This window comes from Pseudomonadota bacterium (assembly GCA_039033415.1).
GTDB lineage: Bacteria > Pseudomonadota > Gammaproteobacteria > Xanthomonadales > SZUA-38 > JANQOZ01.
Genome location: JBCCCR010000028.1, coordinates 72339 through 93553, shown reverse-complemented (window position 1 = coordinate 93553; position 21215 = coordinate 72339). Strand labels below are relative to the sequence as shown.

Sequence of the window (21215 nt, the reverse complement as noted above, 5' to 3'; positions counted from 1 at the left end):
GGACGTCTTCAGATGGTCATCAGCCCTACACAACCGGTTCTAGGACTAGCCCACGCCGGATAGGCGCAATCAGGCTGGCCGCGCCCGGACCAGCTGATCCCCGATTGGCAGCTGACGAATGCGCACGCCGCTGGCGGCGTAGATCGCGTTGGTTAATGCCGGCGCAGCGGACGGAATGCCCATCTCACCAACGCCCGTCGGCGTATCGTCGAACGGGAGGATGTGGCTCTCAAAATTCACCGGGAATGTCGCAATTTTCGCGAGCGGGTAGGCGTCAAAATTGGTTTGCTGCACCCGGCCGTCTCGAACCGTAATCTCCAGCCCGAGCGCCGTACTAATGCCGTCGATGGTGCCGCCCTGCAGCTGGGCTTCCACCGCGCTCGGATGCACCGCCAGGCCGCAGTCGATCGCGGCAACAATGCGCCTTAGCTCCAGGCCGCCGTCGGCGTCGACGGCTACTTCTATGGCGTGGGCGGCATAGCCGCCGAAGGTGAAGTGGGTTGCAATGCCGACCCCCTGGCCTGCCGGGCGGGATTGACCATAGCCGATGCGGTCGGCCACAAATCGAGTCAGCTTAGCCAGCCGGGCCGGGTTGAACCGGGGGCCGCCGTGGTTGCTGTACGGGCGCTCGCCGCCTCGCTCCAGCAATGCCAAGCGCAGGGCCAAAGGATCCTGACCGGACTCGTGGGCCAGCTCGTCGATGAAACTCTGAATGACAAAGGCGTTAGCGGTGTGGGCCGGGGCTCGCCAGGAGCCGCGCGGGAGGCCGATGGCGTGATGAAAGTATTCGAGACGGAGGTTCTCGACCGCTGCGCGCGGAAAGTCGTCGACATAGAGCTCGGCCTGCCAGAGATTTTCGTCCGGCATGTTGGGCCGCCGGTAGTACTTACTGGCGCTCGCCAGTCGCTGACTCCAGGCGGTGACGCCACCGGTCTTATCCATGCCGGCAGTGAGCTCGTGAAGCCCAGCGGGCCGATAGAAGTCGTTTTGCATGTCGTCTTCGCGGGTCCACTGGAGCTTGATGGGCCAGCCGGTTTCCTGAGAGATCATGACGGCTTCGCTGACGTAGTCGTTGCTGAGGCGCCGCCCGAAGCCGCCGCCTGAGCGGCTGATTTCCACGTGGATGTTTTCGCGGGGCAGCCCGGTCACCGCCGCTGCCGCACGCGACGCGCCGGCCGGGGACTGTGTCGGGGCGACAACCTCACAGCGATGCTCCGTGACGTGGGCAAAACAGTTTTGCGGCTCAAGCGGAGCGTGCGAAACGAACGGCACCTCGTAGCGGCGAGTCAGTACCGTGCTCGCACTCTTCATCGCTGTATCGAAATCGCCGTCGTCCAGCACAACCTGCCCCTGGCCCTTGAGCGCCTCGTGGTTTTCCGCCCAAAAAACATCGGTGCTGTCGGTGGCGTTGGGCCCCTCATCCCAATCGATCCGCAGCGCTTCGCGACCCTGCATCGCGGCCCAGGTGGACTCCGCCACCACCGCCACGCCGCTGGCCAGAATGTTGTAGGGCTCCCCGACCTGCGGTCCCTCCAGCTGAACCACCTTAAGCACCCCTGGCGTTTTCAGCGCCTCAGCCGCGTCGACTTTTTTAACGCGACCGTTGAGGGTCGGCGATCGGGCGACAACCGCATAGCGCATGTCCGGCCGCTGCGTATCGATGCCATAGCGGGCCTTGCCTGTGATGATGTCGAGCGTTCCCACGTTGGTCTGCCGACGGCCCACGATCTGGTAAGCCGCCTTGGCCTTCAGCGGCACGTCTTCGCTGGGTAGCGCTAAAGCTGACGCATCCGCGACCAGCTCGCCGTAGGGCAAAGTGACCTGTTGGTCGGTGCACACGACGACACCGGGTTCGGTGTGGCAGGCCTCGGGCTCCACGTTAAGGCGACGAGCGGCGGCCTGGATCAGAAGCTGCCGCGCCTGCGCGCCCACCTGGCGCATAAAATCGAAATTGCTCGTGAGACCGGTGCTGCCGCCCACGCCCTGACCGCCGTATTTCCAGGTATAGCCGTCCTCGGTCTTGACGATGCCCAGGGGCATCGAGGTAACCGACACGTTTTCCCAGGCAACGTCCAGCTCCTCGGCGACCAGCATCGGGAGCGCGGTGCGCACGCCCTGGCCGATTTCTGGCTGATTGCTGCCGATGACCACTTTGCCGTCGGGTTTGATGGTGATGAAAAAACCGATTTGCCGTGTGGCGTCTGCCCCGATTTCAGAGGCCTGAAGCTGGCTCCGGCCTAGCGGCACCCCGACCAGCAGCGCGCCGGTTGTGCACAGACCACTGACGAGAAAACTTCGGCGGCCGACGTTTTCCGGTGTGTGTTGTTCGGGGCGGGCGCTCATGCCGAATCCGCCATCAGCTCGGCCGCCCGGTGAATGGCGGCGCGGATGCGGACATAAGTACCGCAGCGGCACAGATTGCTGTGCTGCGCGTCGATATCCGCATCGCTGGGTTTTGGAACGCGACTGAGAAAGTCGACGGTGGCCATGATCTGACCGGCCTGGCAGTAGCCACATTGCGGTACGTCCAGTTCGAGCCAGGCCTGCTGCACCGGATGCAGGTCATCCTCGGGCCCGGCGAGGCCCTCGATGGTGCGGATATCGCGACCATCCGCTGCGTTTGCCGGCAGCATGCAGGAACGTTGCGCCCGACCGTCCACGTGAACGGTACACGCACCGCACTGGCCGATGCCGCAGCCATATTTGGTGCCGGTGAGTTTGAGCTCGTCGCGGAGGACCCAGAGCAGAGGGGTGTTGGTGTCGCCGGAAAAGGTAACGGCCTGCCCGTTAACCTGGAACTCGATCATGGTCGTGCCCGCTGCTGCCCGAGATCTCTTAGCCTACCGGCTGGTGTCCGCAGAGAAACAGGGCGCTGGCCACGGTCCGTCGCGGGGTCAGCTCAATCCGGCGAATTTGACGGGCCAGGCGGGAAAAAGAGTTGCCTCAGGCGGCGAGCACAATACCGCCCGTCACGTTGAGCACCGTCCCAGTCATGTATGCCGACTCCGGTCCACAGAGAAAACGGATCGGATGAGCGACGTCCTCAGCGGAACCCAGGCGTCGCAGGGGAATATCTTCCAGTTCGGGTTTGTCGAAATCTTCGGTCATTGGGGTGTCGATGATGCCGGGCGCCACCGCGTTGCACCGAATGCCCAGCGGGCCGCCGTTGCGGGCCAGGTGGCGGGTCATCCCGATGAGCGCGCCCTTTGAAGCGCTGTATTCGCTGCCCACGATCACGCCGCCTCGGTAAAACGCCATGGAGCTCACCAGCACGATGCTGCCGAAGCCGGCCTCACTCATGGCCGGCCAGGCGGCCGCCACGCAGTTCTGGGTGCCGTCGACGTTGACGTCCAGCACGTAGCGCCACTGGTCCCAGTCGCCCGCAACGCTGCCGGCAGGGCAGACGCCGGCGTTGCAGACCAGATAGTCGAGCTGACCGCAGCGCTTCAGGATCTCGCCGGTCAGGTCCGCGCAGCCGGCGCGGTCGCGTATGTCGAGCGGATGGGACGACGCCTTTCCACCCGCCTGGACGATTTCGTCCACGACGGGCGCGCAGTCGCCGACGTCGCTGAGAAAGACCTGCGCGCCATCGCGCGCCAGCAGGCGCGCCGTTGCCGCGCCGATACCCCGGGCGGCGCCTGTTACCAGCGCCACCTTTCCCGCTAGAACTTGTTCCGATTTCACCGCCACTCCCCAGGCTGGTTTTTCATCGGGACGAGCATATACCATCAGGCTTTGGATCCGTGGAATCCGGCTGCTGATGTCTGAACTCTCCGAACGGCTGGAAAAAATTCGCCGGCAACGCGGTTACCTGTTGCCGCATCATGGCCTGATGGCTACAGCCATGCCGGAGGTGCTGGACGCCTACGATCAGCTCTATGGTCAGCTGGCGTTTAATTCCCGTCGTTTAAGCGAGCACGATCACGAGCTCATCTGGCTCGCCATCCTGGTCGCCAGAAGCGAGGGGCTAGCCACCCACCACGTGAATCGTTTCCTGGAAGCCGGCGGCACCAGCGAAGAGATCGCCGACCTCCTGGCCGTCACGGCGGTCGCCAGCGGCTGCCGGGGCTGGCAGTTTGTGGAGCGCGCTTGGGAGCCGCACGTCTCGGGGTTGCGGGCGGAACGGGCGTTTGCCGAGTCCCTTCGCCGGGCCGCCGGCGACCTGACCGTCGAGCAGGCTCACCTGGCGATGGTTTCAGCGTTAACGTGTCTCGCCAACTTCGACGGTCTGCGGTGGGCGCTGCGCGCCGCCTATGCAGACGGTGTTGATGAGCAGCACCTGGCCCATGCGCTGGCCCTGACCATGTTCCCCGGGAGCGTCCCCAACTTTGCTCAGGCCGCCCGGGTTTGGCAGGAGCTGATCACCGAAGGCGAGGTCTCAGCGTCCGGGCCTTTTCGCGTTTGGGCCGAGCTGGAGGGTCAGGGCGGCTTTGACGAGGCCAGCGGCAAAGCCCCCGGTTAGCGGTTGGCCAGCAGGGATCTTCTCTGCGCAGACGTGTGCCGCGGACCGCGGTTGATAGAAGTCGTCAGCGTGGGTGCCCGTTTTTTTGGCAGGCTCCGAGCGCGCCTGCATTCAGCTTAGAGAATAGACGGCCGTGTCATGAAAATAATGGTGCGTTGACAAGTAAATGAAAAGCATTAGCATTCTAATTCTCGAAGAGAACTAGATGCCCCGATGAAAAGACGCCATCCTTTCCGACACGCATTTGCCGTCATTCTCGCGACCGCGCTCTGCGGATGCGCCGCTCGAACAACCGTCGTAGATCCAACGCAGGGAATTTCTGACGTTGGTTCGCCGACCGCAGCGTCAGAGCCGATCCAGACGCCAAATCCGCGGTATCCAGCCATCGCCCAGGCCGAGGGAACCAAGGCCAAGGATCGGGCAGCGATTTTAGCGATGCAGGGGGACTACGGAGTTAAGTTCCATTTTCAGGAGACGGTTGCGCTGGAGGCAGGCTACGAGCTGGAAGAGGATAAGAATTCGGGCGCCAACGAAACGGTTCTGGTGGTGGTCGACGAGCCGGATCATATAGTCCTTCAGCACATCCTGGTTACCGATGGCGGGTACGTGATTAAGCATTGGCGCCAGGATTGGACGTGGCAGGCAGCCGAGCGTTTCGAGTTTGTGTCCGACCAGACCTGGGCAAGACGGCCGCTGCCGCAGGAACAAACCAGCAAAGCGTGGACGCAATGCGTCTACGAGGTTTCTGACGCACCCCGCTATTGCGGCACCGGCCGGTGGGATCACCGTCACAGGGTCTCGACCTGGACTAGCGATCAGACTTCACGTCCGCTACCGAGGCGCGAATACACCAAGCGGGACGACTACAATGTGCTGCAGGCAATCAATCGCCATACGGTGACGCCTAACGGCTGGACTCACGAGCAGGACAACACAAAAACCGTACGCGATGGAGAGACGGTTGAGCGGATGCTGGTGCGCGAGCACGGCTTCAATGATTACCGGTCTCTCAGCGGTTTTGACTTCTCGCCGGCGCATACCTACTGGTCCAGAACCCATGAATACTGGTCTCGCGTGAGAGCCGCCTGGGACGTTCGCCTAAAAGCTGCTGCGCCTCTGGTCATTAACACAGAGGTAGACGGCATGCCGATCATCCAGGCCACCTTCGGCCACGCGGAAAAGGTGGAAGATATGTCTGTGGCGGAACAGCTGACAGCCATCGAGTCTGTCCTGAACGAGTGGGTTGAACCAGCAATCAACGCTTCCCATCCCCTGGCTGAGGTCTCCCCTTAGGCCTCGCCAAGCTGTCCCCGCGGCCGGCTACCCTGGCCGGCCGCGGGTGTTGGCGGGAAACCAGCGGTACTGATCGCCGCGCGCTGCACTCCGCAGGGCAATGCCGTTCCTCTTTTTCGGGTCGTTGGGCGTGGCTACGAAGCGCCTGCGGGAATCGTCAGCCCCGCGAATTCGGTCGCCCGTTGACGCTACCCGTCTCGCCGCAAGAAACAGCGGCCGACACTCACGCCGGCCGCTGCTCGTGCCCGGTATTACTCAGAACGCGTACTGGTAGCCCAGCGTAGCGGTCCACTCTGTTTCCAGCTGTGGCCCGTCGAGATCCTGGTCCAGCGGGACCAGCCACTCCAGCGACAACCGGTGACCGCGCCAGTCGCCCTGGCCGGCCCAGTTCAGGCCCAGGCCAAGGTCGATACGTCGGCCTGCCTGGCGATCCGGGTCGGCGGTCTGCACGGGAGCGATGATTCGCTGGTCCCGGTCGTCCACGTCACCCTGCATGCGCCAGCTAAGGCGGCCTGAGAGGCTGAGCTGCCTGTTTGCCTGCCACGCCAGCCAGCCAGTCGCCGTGTGCTCATCGCCGAAGCGATAGCTGTCGTCGTTGTCCTCGATGCGCAGCACGCTGGTCCACTGGCCGCCAAACGAGTAGCGGTCACGAAACTCCACGTGGGTCACGCCGAGGATGGGGTCGTAACTGCCGGAGCCCAGCTGCATGGGGTAGGGCAGGCGCAGCGTTGGCCGCATGCCGGTCGGCGCCAGCACGTCGTCCTGCTCCTCGGTCGAGCCGGTTGGCAGCGACAGCCCCACCGTGGCGTGGGTGGTGCTGCTCTCAGTCTGGCGAAGGCCGATCAAGGCGGACACGCGGGTATCACCCAGCCCGCTGCTGCGGGTGGTGAAGTTCCCCAGGCGGTCGGTACCGCGGGGTCCGCGGAAGGTGATGTGCTGCATGTCTTTCTCGATGTATTGGCCCATCACCATCACCGTGACCCGGTCAGTCGGGGCATACATAAAGCCGACCATGTGCATGTCCATGGTCATTTCGGTGGGAACCACTCGCAGCGTGGGCGGCTGACCGGGCGCACCGAAGAACGGGTTCACGGCGGTTGTGGCGATTTCTTCTGGCGACAGGCTGTCGCCGTCGTCGGACAGGTCGTCCATCGACATCTGCATATAGCGGTAGCTGAACATCCACTCACCTTTCTTGTGCAGATGGTCTCCCATGACGCCGATCGGCGCGTGGGAGTCGGGTCTGACGTTGTCGTCGTGGTCAGCGAGTGCGGTACCCGTGATGCTGACGCACAGCAAAGTGAGCCGGCTCAATATCTGGCTGGTATTCATGTTTTTTCCTTCTCAATGAAACAGCAGGACACGCCGCTTGGCGCGGACGCGTTCCTTCAACAAAATGGGTTTTTGGTCGTTTCAGGAAGGTTGCGGTGGTCCGCGGATGGGTGGGCGCGTACGAGGGCGCTGCCCGTCAAACCGAATGGCAAGCGGCCGATGAGGGGCCGGTATCGCAAGCGCGAGCGATTCCAGGATTGGGCTATCGGCCGCGGTCGGCTGGTCCAGGCCGCCGCCAAGCGGGCAGAAATCGCTGGAGTCGAGAGCCGCAGCCGGGAGCTCGTCATCGTTGGCAGGGGGGGCATCGGGGGCGTGCGTATGGGCATGCTGATGATGCGCGCTCCCATGTGAGCCGTGATCGGAGGTCGTCCCATGGTGCAGTGCACCCTCTGGCAGCCCCTGATGGCAGACCGTAACGAGCCAGCCGCTCTCGATGGAGGCCGGCATAAAGCCGGCGGCGAAAAGGAGTCGGAGCGCGAGCGAAAAAAGGGCGGCTTTTTGCAGGCGGCCCACTAAAAGCCCTCTCCAGCGGGCAGGTCGGCCATCCTTACCAGCCGACTGTCTTTTACGGCAGCCTGACGATGTTTGACGGCAACCCGGTAGGCCGGGTCGGTGACCATTTCCAGAAACGCTCCGGCGGTTGGATAGCGGGCGATAAAAGCCAGGTCCCAGTGTTCGTCGCTTGGGCCGATCAGTGTCACCTCCGGGTCGCCCCGCCAGATGATCTCACCGCCAACCCGGCGAAAAATTGGGCCGCTCTCAAGACCGTAGCTGGCGTAAGCTTCAGCGCCGGTGGCCTGCCGGCCATCGTCATAGCGGGCCTGCGCATGGAGGGCAATCAGGTTGAGCATCATGACCGGTGCATCTCGCGGAAGCGCCTTAAATTGCTCGAACTGCTCGCGCTGAGGGTCGACATGGTCTGCCACAGAAAACCCCGTTTGGCGTTACCGATTCAGTTAGCAGGAAGTATGAACCGGGCCCGCCGCAACACGCAATACGCATCATCCTACGGTTATTGCTGATGTTGACAGCTGCGCTCTCTCTTTGCGTTGCGCTGGCCAACGCGCAATGCCCCTGTGGCGAATTCAGGGTGAGAGAGGCGATACTGTCGCGCTTAGCGCAGTTGAAGTATCTAATGAGAATTATTATCATTTGGCGTAGAAGCACCGTTTGCGCGAACCATCACGTCGCCCGAGATCGTTAAGCTATGAACTTTCCCAAGACGCCAGCAGTGGTAAATTTCGACCGAACGCTAGCGACGCTCAAGCGCGGCGATCGTGCCGTTATCGACGCCATTGACGATGCTGACCCCATGGTGCAGCGGCTGATGACGCTCGGGCTGGTGGAAGGGGTGGTCGTCGAGCGCGGCCACAGCGCCATCGGCGGCGACCCAACAGAATTTCGGGTCCACGGGCTAAGCATTTCGCTGCGGCGGGAGCAGGCTCGCTGCTTCTCGGTCACGGACGCCTGACGCAACTTCCAAGACCTTGAGCGCCACCAGCCAAACGATCCGCATTTCGGCGGACAACATCCCGGTTCGCCGCCGCGGCCAACCCACCATTGCGCTGGTGGGTACACCCAACGGCGGCAAGAGCACGCTGTTCAACCGTTTGACCGGCCTCCAGCAGAGAGTGGGCAATTTTCCGGGAGTCACGGTCGAACGCCACGTGGGCAATCTCCAGGTTGAGCAGCAGCGGCTGGAGCTGATCGATCTGCCTGGGCTGCATAGCCTCAGCGGATTCTCCCAGGAGGAGCGAACCACTGCCGACGTGCTGTTCGGCCGGCAGTCTGGCCAGCGGGCGCCCGACGCGGTGCTCGCCGTCGTCGACGCAACCAATCTCTATCAGGGGCTTTACCTGCTGCAGCAGCTGCTGGAGCTGGGCCTCCCGCTGGTGGTGGCGCTCACGATGAGCGATGCGGCAGAGCGGTCGCGGATTGCGATCGACCGCGACAAGCTCAGTAAGCTGCTGGGCGGCGTGGCGATTCATCCGGTGGTGGCCACCAGCGGCGCCGGCATAGCCGCGCTTCGCGCGGCGCTTGCGACGGTAGCCGAGCAAGAGCCGGTGGCGTTTCAGCCGGTTTGGCCGGAGCTTTTCGAAGAGGCGCGTCGGCTGGCCGGTGAGGAAGTCGGCACGCTCAAGCTGGCCGCCGTGGCTCGAGATCTGGTCGACGCGGCGGCCGCGAAGCCGGGAACCGATCCTCACCAGGCGCCGGAGTCGGTAGCGGCCAGCAGCGCTGCGGTGTTCAACGGGAGTCCCGCGCTCGCACAGGAGGCCCGTATTCGCTATGGCTGGGTCCGGAACGTGCTCGATGAGGTTCAAAGTCCAAAGTCGGGGCAGCGGGGTCGCCGGCCTGGGCGCGCGCGTCAGCGAGTTTTTCAATCGCCCGGTACCCGGGACCCTCGGACTGTTTCTGGTCATGGCGATCGTTTTCCAGGCGGTTTTTGCCTGGGCCACGCCGCTCATGGATCTGATCGACGGAGCCACCTCAAGCTTAAGCGCCTGGGTGCTGGGTGCGGTCGGTGACGGTGCGCTCGGCAGCCTCCTGGCCGATGGGATCATAGCCGGGGTTGGCAGCGTCGTCATTTTCCTCCCGCAGATTGTCATTCTCTTTCTGTTTATCCTGCTGCTGGAAGATTGCGGCTACCTGGCTCGCGCCGCTTACCTGCTCGACCGCGTGATGCGCTCGGTGGGCCTGTCGGGCCAGTCCATCATTCCCATGATCTCCAGCTTTGCCTGCGCGGTACCGGGGATTATGGCGACCCGGGTGATTCCTTCTCGGCGCGATCGCATCGCCACAATCCTCGCTGCGCCGTTTATGACGTGCTCAGCACGGCTGCCGGTTTACGCGCTGTTGATCGCCGCGTTTGTGCCGGCGACGCCGATCGGCTTTCTCAATCTGCAGGGGCTGGTATTGCTGGGCCTTTATCTATTCGGGATTGTGATGGGGATCGCAACGGCCCTGATTATGCGGCGAACCGCGCTGCGGGGAGCCAACGCCACGTTTGCGCTCATGCTGCCGGAGTTTCGGGTTCCGAATCCGCGCACTGTGCTGATCCAGCTGCTGGGCCGGGTCAAGGTGTTTCTGAAGCGTGCCGGTACGCTGATTTTTTCGGTGACTGTGATCGTCTGGGCCCTGCTGTACTTTCCCCGCTACGACATTGACGAGTACGTCGAGCCCCGGCAGCGCGCTCTTTCGGCTGAGCTTTCCGAGGCTGAACGTGCCGAGGGGGTTGAGGCGATCGATAACCTTGGTGCGGCAAGGCAGATGGAGCAAAGCTGGCTTGGGCGAGCCGGTCGTGCGGTGGAACCGGCCTTTGAGCCGCTCGGCTGGGATTGGCGGATCACGTCGGCCGTCATCGCCAGCTTTCCCGCACGGGAGGTGGTGGTGGCGGTGCTCGGCACCATCTACGCGGTGGGGGATGAGGCTGAACAGGCCACGCTGGCCGACCGCCTGCGTCGAGCGACCCGGTCGGACGGGAGCCCGCTGTTCACGCTGCCGGTAGTCATCGGGCTGCTGGTTTTCATGGCGCTATGCCTGCAGTGTGCCGCAACCCTGGCGGTGATACGTCGGGAAACCAACTCCTGGCGCTGGCCAATCTTCGCCTGGTGCTACATGACCGGCCTCGGCTATGTCGCCGCACTACTCATATATCAGGTCGGCAGCCGGCTCACCTGACTCGGAACACCGGTGAACCAGCCGGGGTTCGGTGGCGCCCGCTGCCGAGAGTCGTCATGATGTCGGCCACAATTCTGATAATTTTCAAGGGGATCGAATCATGACTTCACGAAGAGCCTTTCTGGGTCAAAGTGTCGCGGGCGTTTTGGGAACAAGCCTCTTTTCTCAGGCAGGCGCCGTGGGCAGGGCCGCAAAACCCTTGGAAATCCTCGTGCTCGGCGGTACGGGTTTTATCGGACCTCACGAGGTCAATCGAATGCTCGATCGTGGGCACAAGGTCACCCTCTTCAACCGAGGCCGCCGGCAGGGGCAGTTCGGCGGGCGGGTTGAAGAGCTGACCGGCGATCGCGACGCCAACGTTGGCGACGGGCTGCAAGCGCTCGAAGGCAGCCGACGCTGGGACGTGGTCGTCGACAACTCAGGCTACGTGCCGCGCCACGTGCGCGACAGCGCGAAACTCCTCCGGGACCGTTGCGACCAGTATCTCTATATCTCGACCGTTGCGGTCTATGACACCGACGGGGAACCGGGGGAATCCCGAGTGCTGTCCAATCAAAGCCCGCTTTGGTCGGATGTACCGGATACCGAAGAGGTTAATGGGGACACCTACGGACCGCTCAAAGCTGAATGTGATCGCGTGGTGCTGGACGTTGCCGGTGACAAGGCGACGCTGGTTCGGCCAACGTACGTTGTCGGGCCCGGCGACACCACCGACCGTTTTACTTACTGGGTCGACCGCATCAATCGCGGCGGAGACGTGCTGGCTCCGGCAGGTCCGGGGTACGAGGCACAGTGGATTGACGTCCGGGACCTCACCTCGTTCATCGTTGAGCTCGCTGAGAGTCGAACCTTCGGGACGTTCAACACGGCAGGCCCGCGCTCCGAGGTTACCAACGAAGGGTTGATGTGGGGTCTGCGCGCCATGTCCTCGGCGCCGGTACAATTTCACTGGCCTAGCGCTGAGCTGCTCGAGTCGATGTCCTTGCAGCTACCCATGATGGCGGCCCGCGACTGGTCGCGACATGTCGATTCGTCTGCGGCACTCGATGCTGGTCTGGGCATGCGCTCGCTGGCCGAAACGGCGGGTGATCTACAGGCCTGGTGGAGCGCCCAGCCCGCCGACCGAAAGGCTGCGGCACGGCGCTGGCCGACCGCGGATCAGGAGCAGGAGGCCATCAGCCGCATCACCGGCTAGATCGGCGATTCCCGAAGCCCCGCTCGCTCGTCGTCGGCGGGTCGTTCCAGGCGGCGCCGAGCGCCGGGTCCTGGACGGGTAGTCGCCGGAGCCTGGCAGCTTGAAACAACACCGGCGTCGAGCGTTGATGGGTCCACCAGGTATCCAGCTCTGCGGCCGTCATGGGACTTGCCAGATGAAATCCTTGGCCGAACCGGCAGCCACGGCTGACCAGCTGGTCCTGAATCCGCTGATCCTCGATACCTTCGGCAACCACCCGGGCATCAAAACACCGCCCGAGACTGATCACCGAATCCACCACGCTGCTGTCGCCCTGGTCCACCGCCGCTTTAACAAACGGTCGGTCGATTTTCAGCTCGCTAATCGGCAGGTCACGCAGGAGCTTCAGCGAAGAGAAGCCGCTGCCAAAATCATCAATCGAAATGGCAAAGCCCAGCGCCGCAATCGTTTTCAGTATGTCGCTGGCGCCGTGGGGGTCGGGCAGTAGGGCATCTTCTGTGATTTCAAGACAAAGCTGTCCCGCGTTCGTCTGCTGATCCGCCAGCCAACCGCACACCTGGCGGGCCGCGGCCGGCTGCTGCAGCAGCGACGCGGACAGGTTTACGGAAAGCTCGGCGGGCCGTCCCGCGTCGGCCCACGCTGACGCCTGCCGTAATGCCAAGTCGAGAGTTTTTTGCGTCAGGTTGACCAGCGTTGTCGCTGACCGCTGCGCAGCCGGCACGATTTCTTTGGGCGCCACCAGGCCGAGCGTCGGATGCTGCCAGCGCAGGAGGGCTTCGACGCCGACAGTTTGGCCTGACTCGAGGCAGAGTTTGGGTTGATAGACCAAAAACAGCTGATCCTCAGCCTTGAGCGCTCCATCGAGGTGATCCACCACGGAGGTCTGCCGGTAATCTTCAGACCCTTTTCCGGGGCCGCAGACCAGCTCCTGAGCACGATCGCGTTTCCCTTCATACATCGCCAGGTCGGCCGTCTGAAGGAGCTCCGCAGGAGTGGCCCCGTGGCGCGGGTAGATGGCTGCACCAATCGCTATCCCAACGCGATGGGCGTTGCCGTCGATGATCAAGTCGCCAGCGAACGCGCGACGAATTTTTTCCGCCACGCTCTGGCAGCCGCTGACGCTGCCGGTTTTTGGCAGCAGCGCCGCAAACTCATCCCCGCCGAGTCGCGCCACGGAGTCCGACTCGCGCATGGCGCCTTTGAGTCGTTTCGCCGTCTCGACCAGCAGCTCGTCCCCGACCTGATGGCCAAAACTGTCGTTGATCTGCTTGAAGCCATTGAGGTCCATCATCAGGACCGCAAACTCCTCGCCGTCCCGGCTTGCGTGCCGAAACTGCTGCTCTAGTCGGTCCATATATAGCTGTCGGTTTGGGAGGCCGGTCAAGCTGTCGTAAAAGCTCATGCGGTGCAGCTGCTTATCCCGCTGCGCCAGCTGCTGGGAAAGACTGGCCTTTTCCATGGCCCCCTCGATCGCCCGACGCAGCGTAACCGGCGTTAATTCGGCTTTCGGCAGGTACTCCTGCGCACCTCGCTGAATGGCTTCTGCCGCGATCCGTTCGTCACCGCGCCCCGTGAGCAACACGATTCCGGCCCGCTCTTCGCAGCTCTCGCTGAATAAAGACTGAAACAGCTCGAAAGACTCACCGCCAGGCAGGCGAAAATCCATCAGCACGCAGCTGTACTCACCCGACCTCGCAAGCCGCTCAACTTCCTCAACCTCAAAGGTTTCTTTAACCTCCACCGTCAGGCCGGACTTCTTCAGGCAACGGCTGATAATTCGCCGATCGACGCTGTCGTCGTCCACCAGCAGAACGCGAAGCGGCTGCTCGGGATCAGCGTTGAGCGTCGGGTCGATCATCGTGGACCTGCCGCGTCAAGCAGAGCCTGCTTTTCCAGCGGTTGATCGGTGAAGCGGACGGTTTCGAGGTACTGCCCGATCAGATTGATGACGTCGAGAAACTGATCGGCGCCGTCGGACTTCAACAGGTAGCCGGCGATATGCTGGCTGTAGGCAGCAAACTTGTCGCGCTCCGCTTCCGAGGTGGTCAGCACAAACACGGTGATCCCGGCCAGGCTCGCGTCCCGGCGAACTTCACCCAGGAATTCAAGGCCGTTCATCCGGGGCATGTTGATATCCAGCAGGACGATAAAAGGCCACTCGGGCGAGTGTCTGCCGCGGAGGATTTCGAGCGCCTCAAGCCCGTCTTTTGCCCTGACGATCGGGCTGGCAATACCGCATTTACGAAAGCTTCGCTCGATCACCCGAACGTCGATATCGTCATCTTCGACCAGGAGGATGCTGACGTCTTTGGAATTTCGATACATCGCGCTGGCGTTCCGTCTCAGGCGGCCTGCCGCTGGTCGACCGGACGCGCCCAGCAGATCCGAAAGCTGGCTCCGCGGCCGCTGCGTTCGAGAAGTTCGATGGTGCCGCCGACCGATTCCAGCGCTTTGCGGACCAGCGCGAGACCCATCCCGCTCCCCTCAACCTCGTCTCGGGGGCGCAGCGTCTGAAACATCTCGAAGATCTTGTGACGGAATTCGTAGGGAATACCCGGCCCGTCATCGGTGTAGGTCAGCGTATCGAATCGCGTGCCGAGCGCGTAGTCGATCCGGATGTGAACCTGATCGCGGTCATGATGTTTGACCGTATTGCCGATAAGGTTGCGGAAGACAACATCAGCGACGGCTCGCGGGGCAAAGATTGATCCCACTGGGCGGGCGAAATCGACGGTGATCTGGCCATCGAGCCCCTGTAGATCGACGATATCCCGCACCACGCGGGTGACGTCGAGCTCCTGCGTCTCGGTTTCACCGGTACCGATCCGCGAGTAGTCCAGCAGGCCTGAGAGCAGGCGATCCATCCGACCGACCCGGCCTTTGAGGAGCTCGAGATCGGCCCGGCTTTCGGCGGGAAGGGCGTCAGCGGCATCCTCAATCACGATGTCCGCGAGCTGATCGATAGCCCTGAGCGGCGCCTTGAGGTCGTGGGAAGCCACATAGGCAAATTTCTCCAACTCCTGGTTGGATCGCTCCAGGGCCAGCGTTCGGCGTCGAGACTCGGCATTCATGTTGATCGCCATTTCCCGGGCCCTTCGATTCGATCGTGCCATCAGCAAAAACAGCGTCAGCAGCAGCAGGTCAATCCCGATGCCGCCGAAAAGAATAATGAACGGTTCCGCGGTTTGATGGTTGGCGATCAGTTCAGGCGTGGCCATCAGGTCGAACGTCCAGGTGCGCCCATAGATGGGAAGATGGGCGCTTTGCACCAGGCTGGGGTTGGTGGGTACGGTCTTTTCGCTGAAGGCCTCGTCATAGAGGACCTGCTCTCCATCCCGCACCCGCAGTGAGACCAGCCGCTGGGCCTGCCCTAACGTTCCCGCCATAAGATTCTCAACGACGAACGGGGCGTAGACCAGGCCCAGAAAGCGCTCCGTGCGGGACAGCGTGGCGGCCTCCGGGGAGTCGTCATAGTAAGGCACAAAAAAGAGAAAGCCCGGAGTTTTTCCAGAGTCCTGGACCAGGACAATTGGGCCGGTGATCTGCGCGGCGCCGCTGCGGCGCGCCCGTTTGGCGCCGTCGTAGCGAGTGCTCTCGTGCGCCATGTCCAGGCCGACCGCCTCGTTGTTTGCTGCCAGAGGCTCGACGTAAACAATCGGCAGTAGCTCGTTATGCTTATGACTTGGGTAGACGCGAAAGTCGGGTCTAGTCACCCGCTGCTGAGCCAGGAAAGCCGGCAGCGCTTCGCGGTCGACCTGCATGATTACGCCAATACCGTTGATGCCCGGATATTGCTCTTCGATTCTGAGATACCGTTGAAAAACGCGCCACCCGCGCTCCGTGACGGCGCCGCCGTTGGCCTGAATGGCCGAGACGCCGCCCGACAGGCCGAGCTCGTACTTGCGCATGCGTTCGGCTACCAGCTTCAGAATCAGATCGCTCTGGCGCTGGAAGTCGTCGGCGATACGGTCGTCGACATGCGTTTGGCTGAGATGGGCGGCGCCGACGGCGACCAGTAGCGACATCGCAAGGACCAGCCAGTGGAACCAGTGCAGCGTCGCGCGAATGGAGCGCGACTCGAGCTCCAGCGGGGGCGCGTCCGCTGGCTTCTGTCTATCTTCTTGCTGGCCGACTAGCATTTGCGTCTCAAGAAAGGCTAAGCGTTTGGCGTGGGTTTGCGCCGCTTGCCTCGCGGGCCAACGGCTGGCGCTGAGTCATGACTGGACCCTGGTAACTACAATAGCTAGCTTATCGGTCTGGCTCGACAGACCTTTAGCAGGAAAACGGCGGTTTGATCAGCCGCCCGTGCCGGCTTCGCGGACCCGTCCTCCGGCCTGGGCCGCTGAGTCGGGCACGGTGCCCAGCAGCTGGCTGGCTGGCCCCGGTTTGCCAATCCAGTAGCCCTGACCCCGCTCGCAGCCCAGGGCGACCAGCGTGTCGAACGCATCCCGCTGTTCAATCCCCTCGGCCACCACCTCGAGCCCGAGCTTGTGGGCCAGGTCGATCACCGTGCGCACGATCTTGCGATTGCTGGAGTCGCTGGACATCGTCATGACAAACGATCGGTCGATTTTGAGCTCATGCAGCGGGAAGCGGCTTAGATACGACATTGATGAATAGCCCGTTCCAAAGTCGTCGATCGATAGCCGCACGCCGAGCTGCTGCAGCGACCTGAGCGTCTCCAGCCCCAGGTCGGGGTTGGCCATCAGAGCGCTCTCCGTGACCTCCAGCACCAGGCACTCGGGCGGCACGCGCCAGATGCCGAGGCACGCCTGAACCTGCGGCACCAGCTCCTGGTCGTGAAGCACGCTGGCAGAAAGATTGACCGCAACTCTGGCGTCGGGCCAGGCGGGCTGCCACTTGCGCCATTGCTTCAGCGCGGCGTTCAGGGTCCAGGTTGTCAGTTCCCGAATCAGACCACAGGTCTCGGCGAGAGGAATAAACACCTCGGGTGACACCGGGCCGTCGTCAGCCTCCCAGCGACACAGGGCCTCGGCACCCCAGCGCTGCTGAGTCTGCATGATGACCTGTGGCTGAAAATGCAGCTGCAGCTCATTGTTACGGATGGCGTGCTCCAGCGCCTCGGCGCGGGCGAGTGGATGGACCGGTCGCTCGACGCCAAAGGCCAGCATCTGAACGGGTCTGAGCCCCATAGAGGTCTCTTCGAGCGCCTGATCGGCGCACTGGAGCACCTGGCAAGCGGTGCTGCCGTGGTCGGGAAAGACGGCCACGCCAAGCGTTGGGCGAAAGCGCGGGCCTCGGTGAGTGCGCTCCAGTGCCTCCAGGCAGCGCTGGACCTTGCTCGCAGCCAGCAGCGCGTGGTTTGGGTGTTTGAGGTCGGGCACAAACACCGCGAGCTGGCCGTGGCCCACGGGTACCACCTGGTCTGGTCCGGGAAAAGCCTCGCGCAGGCCCCGACACGCCGCTGCGAGCAACGCCTCTCCCGCGCGGTAGCCAAGCGTAGCGTTCGTATGATCGAAGCCGATCAGATTGGCTAGAAGCAATCCGGTCCGGTCGCCGCCGTCGACAAACCGGCGTTCCGCCAGCGCGGCCAGCTCGGCGCGGGTCAGGGGCCGCAGGAAGTCGGCTGCTTCGGTGGTCATTGCAGAAAGTAGTCGGTCGGATCGATACCGAAGGCGCCGCACTCCAGCGTGCGGGTAATGGCCACCGGTTCGCCGGTCTCTTCGGTGGTTTCCGTCAGCAGGTTCACCACGGGGTAGTGTTCGATCGGCTGGCCGTCGGCGTCTCGAACCAACATCACCTGCGGCCGCAGGCGCCGCAGGCCGTTCTGCTGAATGACGATGCCAACGTCGCCGCTGCTGAGTTCAACCAGCGAACCGACCGGATACGTCCCGAGGCAGTGGATGAACTGCTCGAGGAGTTCAGCGTTGAACGCCTTGTGGCGCTCCTGGTAGAGGGTATTCACGGTTTTTTCGTGCGAGTTGGCCGCCCGGTAACCCCGGTCGCTCATCATGGCGTCGTAGGTATCCACCAGGCCGACAATTTGCGCGAAAAGGGAGAGGTCGGGCTCGGTCAGCCCCTTCGGATAGCCGGTCCCGTCACAGCGCTCGTGATGATCGCTGGCCACGCTGATAACGCTCGTGTCAGCCCCGGACTGCTTGAGAATTTCGACGCCGTAGTCGACGTGTCGCTGAAGCTCCTGGCGCTCCTCCGAGGTGATCGGCTCCAGCTTCTGGAGCAGCTCGTCGCTGATCCGGGTCTTGCCGATGTCAAACAGCGACGCGCAGAGCGCCAGCTGCTCCAGCTCGCTGCGCTCAAGACCCAGCTGTTTTCCCAACGCCACGCCAAAGACTGAAACGCAGAGCGCGTGGTTGTAAGCGTAGTCGTCCTTGCGCCGCAGCCGGGCCAGCAGCAGCGACGCGTCCGTGCTGCGCAGCGTGCTGTCGACCAGAGAAACGATACGGCTTTCCAGTCTGTCGAGCCGCACCCGCCGGCCGCGTGCCGCCTGCCGCAGCACGCCGGTCAGCTCAAGAGAGGTGCGTTCCAGTGCCTTCCGAGCCCGCGGCAGCTCCTCCTGCGATTGGGTGAGGGTAGTCGCTCCTTTCGACAGCGGCCGTGTATCGAGCCGGGCGGGGGTGATGTCATTGCCCCGTTCGACGTCGATGAACACATAGCGGCACAGGCGACGCACCTGCTCCACGTCAGCGATCCCCCGAATCTCGAAACCCTGCAGGAGGAAAGGCGTCTCAATCCACGGTCGATCCAGCCGGGACACAAACATGCCCGGCTTGAGTTCGTCGGGCGTGACCTGCTTTTCGTAGGGGTTTTCCTGCGTCATGGGGTCGTCAACCGAACCTGGGCTGCAATCCAAAAAATGAGTGACCAACGCCGATATTCGGCCCAAGCCGGGAATAATTTAGGATACGCGCAACCGAAGCCCGCCTCTGCGCTGGCGGTCAAAACAAGTGTGAACTTGCAGGTCGGTCCGCAGATAGCCCGCCGGGTTCACCGTTTTCTGTCGGCCCTCAGAGTCTGAGCTTGCGGCCCCTCCATCGGGCGCCAAGAGCGTGAACATTTGCAACAGCAGGCGTTTTCCGAGCGGTTGCCGGTGCCGATGGCCGATGCCGGGTTTATCGTTTGCTATCATCGACTTAACCTTCGACCGCAGCGAACCACAACATGAGTGAAACCCATCGATACCCGGTTAAGCCTGCCGTTGCGCAGCGCGCCTGGGTCACCGCTGATGACTACCAGGCCGGCTATCAGCGATCGGTCGAGGATAACGAAGACTATTGGCGGGAACAGGCCGGGCGGATCGACTGGGTGAAACCGTTTACCGAGGTCAAGGACGTCTCTTATGCCCGCGACGACGTTCACATCCGCTGGTTCGCTGACGGCACGCTCAACGTCTGCGCCAACTGCGTGGACCGGCACCTGCCACACAAGGCCAACGATGTCGCGATTATCTGGGAGGGTGATGACCCGGATGACGACGAAGAGATCACCTACGGCCAGCTCTACCGTCGCGTCTGCCGCTTCGCCAACGTGCTGCGCAAGCTCGGCGTCGACAAGGGTGATCGGGTCACCATTTATCTGCCGATGATTCCGGAGGCCGCGGTGGCCATGCTGGCCTGTGCCCGGATCGGTGCCGTGCACTCGGTCGTTTTTGGCGGCTTTTCCCCGGACGCGCTTGCCGGGCGGATCAACGACTGTCGATCGAGCCTGCTGATCACGGCTGACGAGGGTGTCCGGGGCGGCAAGACTGTACCGCTGAAAGCCAACGCTGACGCAGCCTGCGAGCGCGACGGCGTAATGAACAACCTCGATCATGTTCTGGTGGTGCGCAACACCGGCGGCAAGGTTGAGTGGTCAGACGACCGGGACTACTGGTACCACGAGCTGGCGGAGGACGTCGACGAGCACTGCCCACCGGTAGAGATGGGCGCCGAGGATCCGCTTTTTATTCTCTACACGTCGGGCTCGACGGGGCAGCCCAAAGGCGTGCTGCACACCAGCGGCGGGTATCTCGTCTACGCCTCGCTCACCCATGAGCTGGTCTTTGACTATCACCCCGGCGACATCTATTGGTGCACGGCCGACGTCGGCTGGGTCACCGGCCACACCTATATTGTTTACGGGCCATTGGCCAACGGGGCGACCACCCTGCTCTTTGAGGGGGTGCCCAATTACCCGGACGCCAGCCGCCTCTGGGAGGTCTGTGACAAGCACGAAGTGAATATCTGCTACACGGCGCCGACGGCCATTCGCGCCCTCATGCGGGAAGGCAACGAGCCGGTCGAGGACACCGATCGCGAAACCCTGCGAATCCTGGGCTCGGTGGGCGAGCCGATCAATCCGGAAGCCTGGGAGTGGTACTACAAGGTGGTCGGCGAAGAGCGCTGCCCGATCGTGGATACGTGGTGGCAAACCGAAACCGGCGGGATTTTGATCAGCCCGCTGCCGGGCGCTTCGGAGCTGAAGCCCGGATCCGCCTGCCGTCCCCTGTTTGGGGTGATGCCCGCGCTGGTCGACGGCGAGGGCAACGTTCTGGACGGTGCCGCGGAGGGAAATCTGGTGCTCACCGACTCATGGCCGGGCCAGATGCGAACGGTTTACGGCGACCACCAGCGGTTTGTCGATACGTATTTCTCAACGTTTGAAGGATGCTATTTCACCGGAGACGGCGCGAGGCGCGATGCCGACGGTGATTACTGGATCACCGGCCGGGTCGATGACGTGCTGAATGTCTCTGGGCATCGTATGGGGACGGCCGAGGTGGAAAGCGCCTTGGTGTCACATCCGGCGGTGGCCGAGGCGGCGGTGGTCGGCTACCCGCACGATATCAAGGGCCAGGGTATCTACGCCTACGTGACGTTGATGGAGGGTCGCGAGGGCAGCGATGAGCTGCGCCAGGAACTGAACGGGTGGGTGCGAAAAGAAATTGGCCCCATCGCCACACCGGATCTGCTGCAGTGGGCGCCCGGGCTCCCCAAGACCCGGTCCGGCAAAATCATGCGGCGCATCTTGCGCAAGATTGCCGGCAACGACTATGACAATCTGGGTGATACTTCGACCTTGGCAGACCCGTCCGTCGTCGACCAGCTGGTGGAAAACCGTCAGAATCGTCCTTAGGGCCGAGCGTCGACGAAGGGTGTTGGGTCTTTGGAACCCCGCACTCTTCGCGGGGTCTTAACAGATTCCCGCTAATAATGCGGGATTGTTCAATGACCGCAGGGTAACCATTGGCCCGCAAAGCATCAGCAGCACCTAAGATCGCACGCGCACGGCTTCTCG

General features: G+C 62.9%; 18 protein-coding genes. 8 read left to right on the top strand and 10 right to left on the bottom strand.

Translation table 11 applies throughout. The features are described 5' to 3' along the window. Positions 1 to 69 precede the first annotated feature (69 nt). From AAF358_20665 to AAF358_20655, 3 genes are all read right to left on the bottom strand, one after another. On the bottom strand, positions 70 to 2343 hold the full coding sequence (locus AAF358_20665) for a molybdopterin cofactor-binding domain-containing protein (GenBank protein MEM7707976.1): 2274 nt from the start codon (positions 2341 to 2343) through the stop codon (positions 70 to 72). After that, positions 2340 to 2807 carry a (2Fe-2S)-binding protein gene (locus tag AAF358_20660; GenBank protein MEM7707975.1) on the bottom strand — a complete coding sequence of 156 codons (468 nt, stop codon included), beginning with the start codon at positions 2805 to 2807 and terminating at the stop codon, positions 2340 to 2342. Before AAF358_20660 ends, AAF358_20665 begins: the two co-directional genes overlap by 4 nt. A gap of 136 nt (positions 2808 to 2943) precedes the next feature. After that, positions 2944 to 3684 (bottom strand): SDR family NAD(P)-dependent oxidoreductase, encoded by a 741-nt coding sequence (locus AAF358_20655; GenBank protein MEM7707974.1) that lies wholly within the window; start codon positions 3682 to 3684, stop codon positions 2944 to 2946. 76 nt (positions 3685 to 3760) lie between these two features. On the opposite strand from AAF358_20655, the gene AAF358_20650 reads away from it, so the two are divergent. Both AAF358_20650 and AAF358_20645 read left to right on the top strand, forming a co-directional pair. Beyond that, a complete protein-coding gene (locus tag AAF358_20650) occupies positions 3761 to 4462 on the top strand; it encodes a carboxymuconolactone decarboxylase family protein (GenBank protein MEM7707973.1) in 702 nt (233 codons plus the stop codon). A gap of 213 nt (positions 4463 to 4675) precedes the next feature. Next, positions 4676 to 5755: a DUF6607 family protein gene (locus tag AAF358_20645; protein MEM7707972.1), complete on the top strand. Its 1080-nt coding sequence runs from the start codon at positions 4676 to 4678 to the stop codon at positions 5753 to 5755. Between the two features lie 255 nt (positions 5756 to 6010). Here the strand turns inward: AAF358_20645 and AAF358_20640 are convergent, their stop codons facing one another. After that, positions 6011 to 7087, bottom strand: a complete 1077-nt coding sequence (locus tag AAF358_20640; protein MEM7707971.1) for a transporter — start codon at positions 7085 to 7087, stop codon at positions 6011 to 6013. Positions 7088 to 7246: 159 nt separating this feature from the next. Between AAF358_20640 and AAF358_20635 the strand changes: the two genes are divergently transcribed. Next, a complete protein-coding gene (locus AAF358_20635; protein MEM7707970.1) occupies positions 7247 to 7438 on the top strand; it encodes a hypothetical protein in 192 nt (63 codons plus the stop codon). A 161-nt stretch (positions 7439 to 7599) separates the two neighbouring features. Here the strand turns inward: AAF358_20635 and AAF358_20630 are convergent, their stop codons facing one another. Further along, complete coding sequence (locus AAF358_20630) at positions 7600 to 8013, bottom strand: DUF1330 domain-containing protein (protein MEM7707969.1); 414 nt, start codon at positions 8011 to 8013, stop codon at positions 7600 to 7602. Positions 8014 to 8294: 281 nt separating this feature from the next. On the opposite strand from AAF358_20630, the gene AAF358_20625 reads away from it, so the two are divergent. The 4 genes from AAF358_20625 to AAF358_20610 all read left to right on the top strand — a co-directional run bounded on the left by AAF358_20625 (position 8295) and on the right by AAF358_20610 (position 11960). Next, complete coding sequence (locus tag AAF358_20625; GenBank protein ID MEM7707968.1) at positions 8295 to 8558, top strand: FeoA family protein; 264 nt, start codon at positions 8295 to 8297, stop codon at positions 8556 to 8558. A gap of 16 nt (positions 8559 to 8574) precedes the next feature. After that, positions 8575 to 9612: a FeoB small GTPase domain-containing protein gene (locus tag AAF358_20620; protein MEM7707967.1), complete on the top strand. Its 1038-nt coding sequence runs from the start codon at positions 8575 to 8577 to the stop codon at positions 9610 to 9612. Then, entirely contained in the window at positions 9506 to 10765 is a 1260-nt protein-coding gene (locus AAF358_20615) for a ferrous iron transporter B (protein MEM7707966.1), read from the top strand. The genes AAF358_20620 and AAF358_20615 overlap by 107 nt, the downstream gene beginning before the upstream one ends. Before the next feature lie 100 nt (positions 10766 to 10865). Next, a complete protein-coding gene (locus AAF358_20610; GenBank protein MEM7707965.1) occupies positions 10866 to 11960 on the top strand; it encodes an NAD-dependent epimerase/dehydratase family protein in 1095 nt (364 codons plus the stop codon). Here AAF358_20610 and AAF358_20605 read toward each other — a convergent pair. From AAF358_20605 to AAF358_20585, 5 genes are all read right to left on the bottom strand, one after another. Then, positions 11950 to 13818 (bottom strand): EAL domain-containing protein, encoded by a 1869-nt coding sequence (locus AAF358_20605; GenBank protein ID MEM7707964.1) that lies wholly within the window; start codon positions 13816 to 13818, stop codon positions 11950 to 11952. The genes AAF358_20610 and AAF358_20605 overlap by 11 nt on opposite strands. Next, a complete protein-coding gene (locus AAF358_20600; GenBank protein ID MEM7707963.1) occupies positions 13815 to 14285 on the bottom strand; it encodes a response regulator in 471 nt (156 codons plus the stop codon). Before AAF358_20600 ends, AAF358_20605 begins: the two co-directional genes overlap by 4 nt. Positions 14286 to 14302: 17 nt before the next feature. Next, a complete protein-coding gene (locus AAF358_20595; GenBank protein MEM7707962.1) occupies positions 14303 to 16099 on the bottom strand; it encodes a CHASE domain-containing protein in 1797 nt (598 codons plus the stop codon). A gap of 156 nt (positions 16100 to 16255) precedes the next feature. Further along, positions 16256 to 17563 carry a GGDEF domain-containing phosphodiesterase gene (locus AAF358_20590; protein MEM7707961.1) on the bottom strand — a complete coding sequence of 436 codons (1308 nt, stop codon included), beginning with the start codon at positions 17561 to 17563 and terminating at the stop codon, positions 16256 to 16258. Beyond that, the gene (locus AAF358_20585; GenBank protein MEM7707960.1) at positions 17560 to 18759 is read right to left on the bottom strand and encodes an HD-GYP domain-containing protein; all 1200 of its coding nucleotides are present in this window, start codon (positions 18757 to 18759) and stop codon (positions 17560 to 17562) included. The genes AAF358_20590 and AAF358_20585 overlap by 4 nt, the downstream gene beginning before the upstream one ends. A 341-nt stretch (positions 18760 to 19100) precedes the next feature. Here AAF358_20585 and acs point away from each other — a divergent pair, with 341 nt between their 5' ends. After that, on the top strand, positions 19101 to 21053 hold the full coding sequence (acs, locus tag AAF358_20580; protein MEM7707959.1) for an acetate--CoA ligase: 1953 nt from the start codon (positions 19101 to 19103) through the stop codon (positions 21051 to 21053). Positions 21054 to 21215 lie beyond the last annotated feature (162 nt).

What these genes read in the sequence shown, in the direction of transcription:
- AAF358_20610 (MEM7707965.1), top strand. Translation starts at nt 10,866, where the DNA reads ATGACTTCACGAAGAGCCTTTCTGGGTCAAAGTGTCGCGGGCGTTTTG.
- AAF358_20590 (MEM7707961.1), bottom strand. Translation starts at nt 17,563, where the DNA reads ATGACCACCGAAGCAGCCGACTTCCTGCGGCCCCTGACCCGCGCCGAG.
- AAF358_20635 (MEM7707970.1), top strand. Translation starts at nt 7,247, where the DNA reads ATGAGGGGCCGGTATCGCAAGCGCGAGCGATTCCAGGATTGGGCTATC.
- AAF358_20665 (MEM7707976.1), bottom strand. Translation starts at nt 2,343, where the DNA reads ATGAGCGCCCGCCCCGAACAACACACACCGGAAAACGTCGGCCGCCGA.
- AAF358_20585 (MEM7707960.1), bottom strand. Translation starts at nt 18,759, where the DNA reads ATGACGCAGGAAAACCCCTACGAAAAGCAGGTCACGCCCGACGAACTC.
- AAF358_20650 (MEM7707973.1), top strand. Translation starts at nt 3,761, where the DNA reads ATGTCTGAACTCTCCGAACGGCTGGAAAAAATTCGCCGGCAACGCGGT.
- acs (MEM7707959.1), top strand. Translation starts at nt 19,101, where the DNA reads ATGAGTGAAACCCATCGATACCCGGTTAAGCCTGCCGTTGCGCAGCGC.
- AAF358_20600 (MEM7707963.1), bottom strand. Translation starts at nt 14,285, where the DNA reads ATGTATCGAAATTCCAAAGACGTCAGCATCCTCCTGGTCGAAGATGAC.
- AAF358_20625 (MEM7707968.1), top strand. Translation starts at nt 8,295, where the DNA reads ATGAACTTTCCCAAGACGCCAGCAGTGGTAAATTTCGACCGAACGCTA.
- AAF358_20615 (MEM7707966.1), top strand. Translation starts at nt 9,506, where the DNA reads ATGGCGATCGTTTTCCAGGCGGTTTTTGCCTGGGCCACGCCGCTCATG.
- AAF358_20660 (MEM7707975.1), bottom strand. Translation starts at nt 2,807, where the DNA reads ATGATCGAGTTCCAGGTTAACGGGCAGGCCGTTACCTTTTCCGGCGAC.
- AAF358_20595 (MEM7707962.1), bottom strand. Translation starts at nt 16,099, where the DNA reads ATGCTAGTCGGCCAGCAAGAAGATAGACAGAAGCCAGCGGACGCGCCC.
- AAF358_20605 (MEM7707964.1), bottom strand. Translation starts at nt 13,818, where the DNA reads ATGATCGACCCGACGCTCAACGCTGATCCCGAGCAGCCGCTTCGCGTT.
- AAF358_20640 (MEM7707971.1), bottom strand. Translation starts at nt 7,087, where the DNA reads ATGAATACCAGCCAGATATTGAGCCGGCTCACTTTGCTGTGCGTCAGC.
- AAF358_20645 (MEM7707972.1), top strand. Translation starts at nt 4,676, where the DNA reads ATGAAAAGACGCCATCCTTTCCGACACGCATTTGCCGTCATTCTCGCG.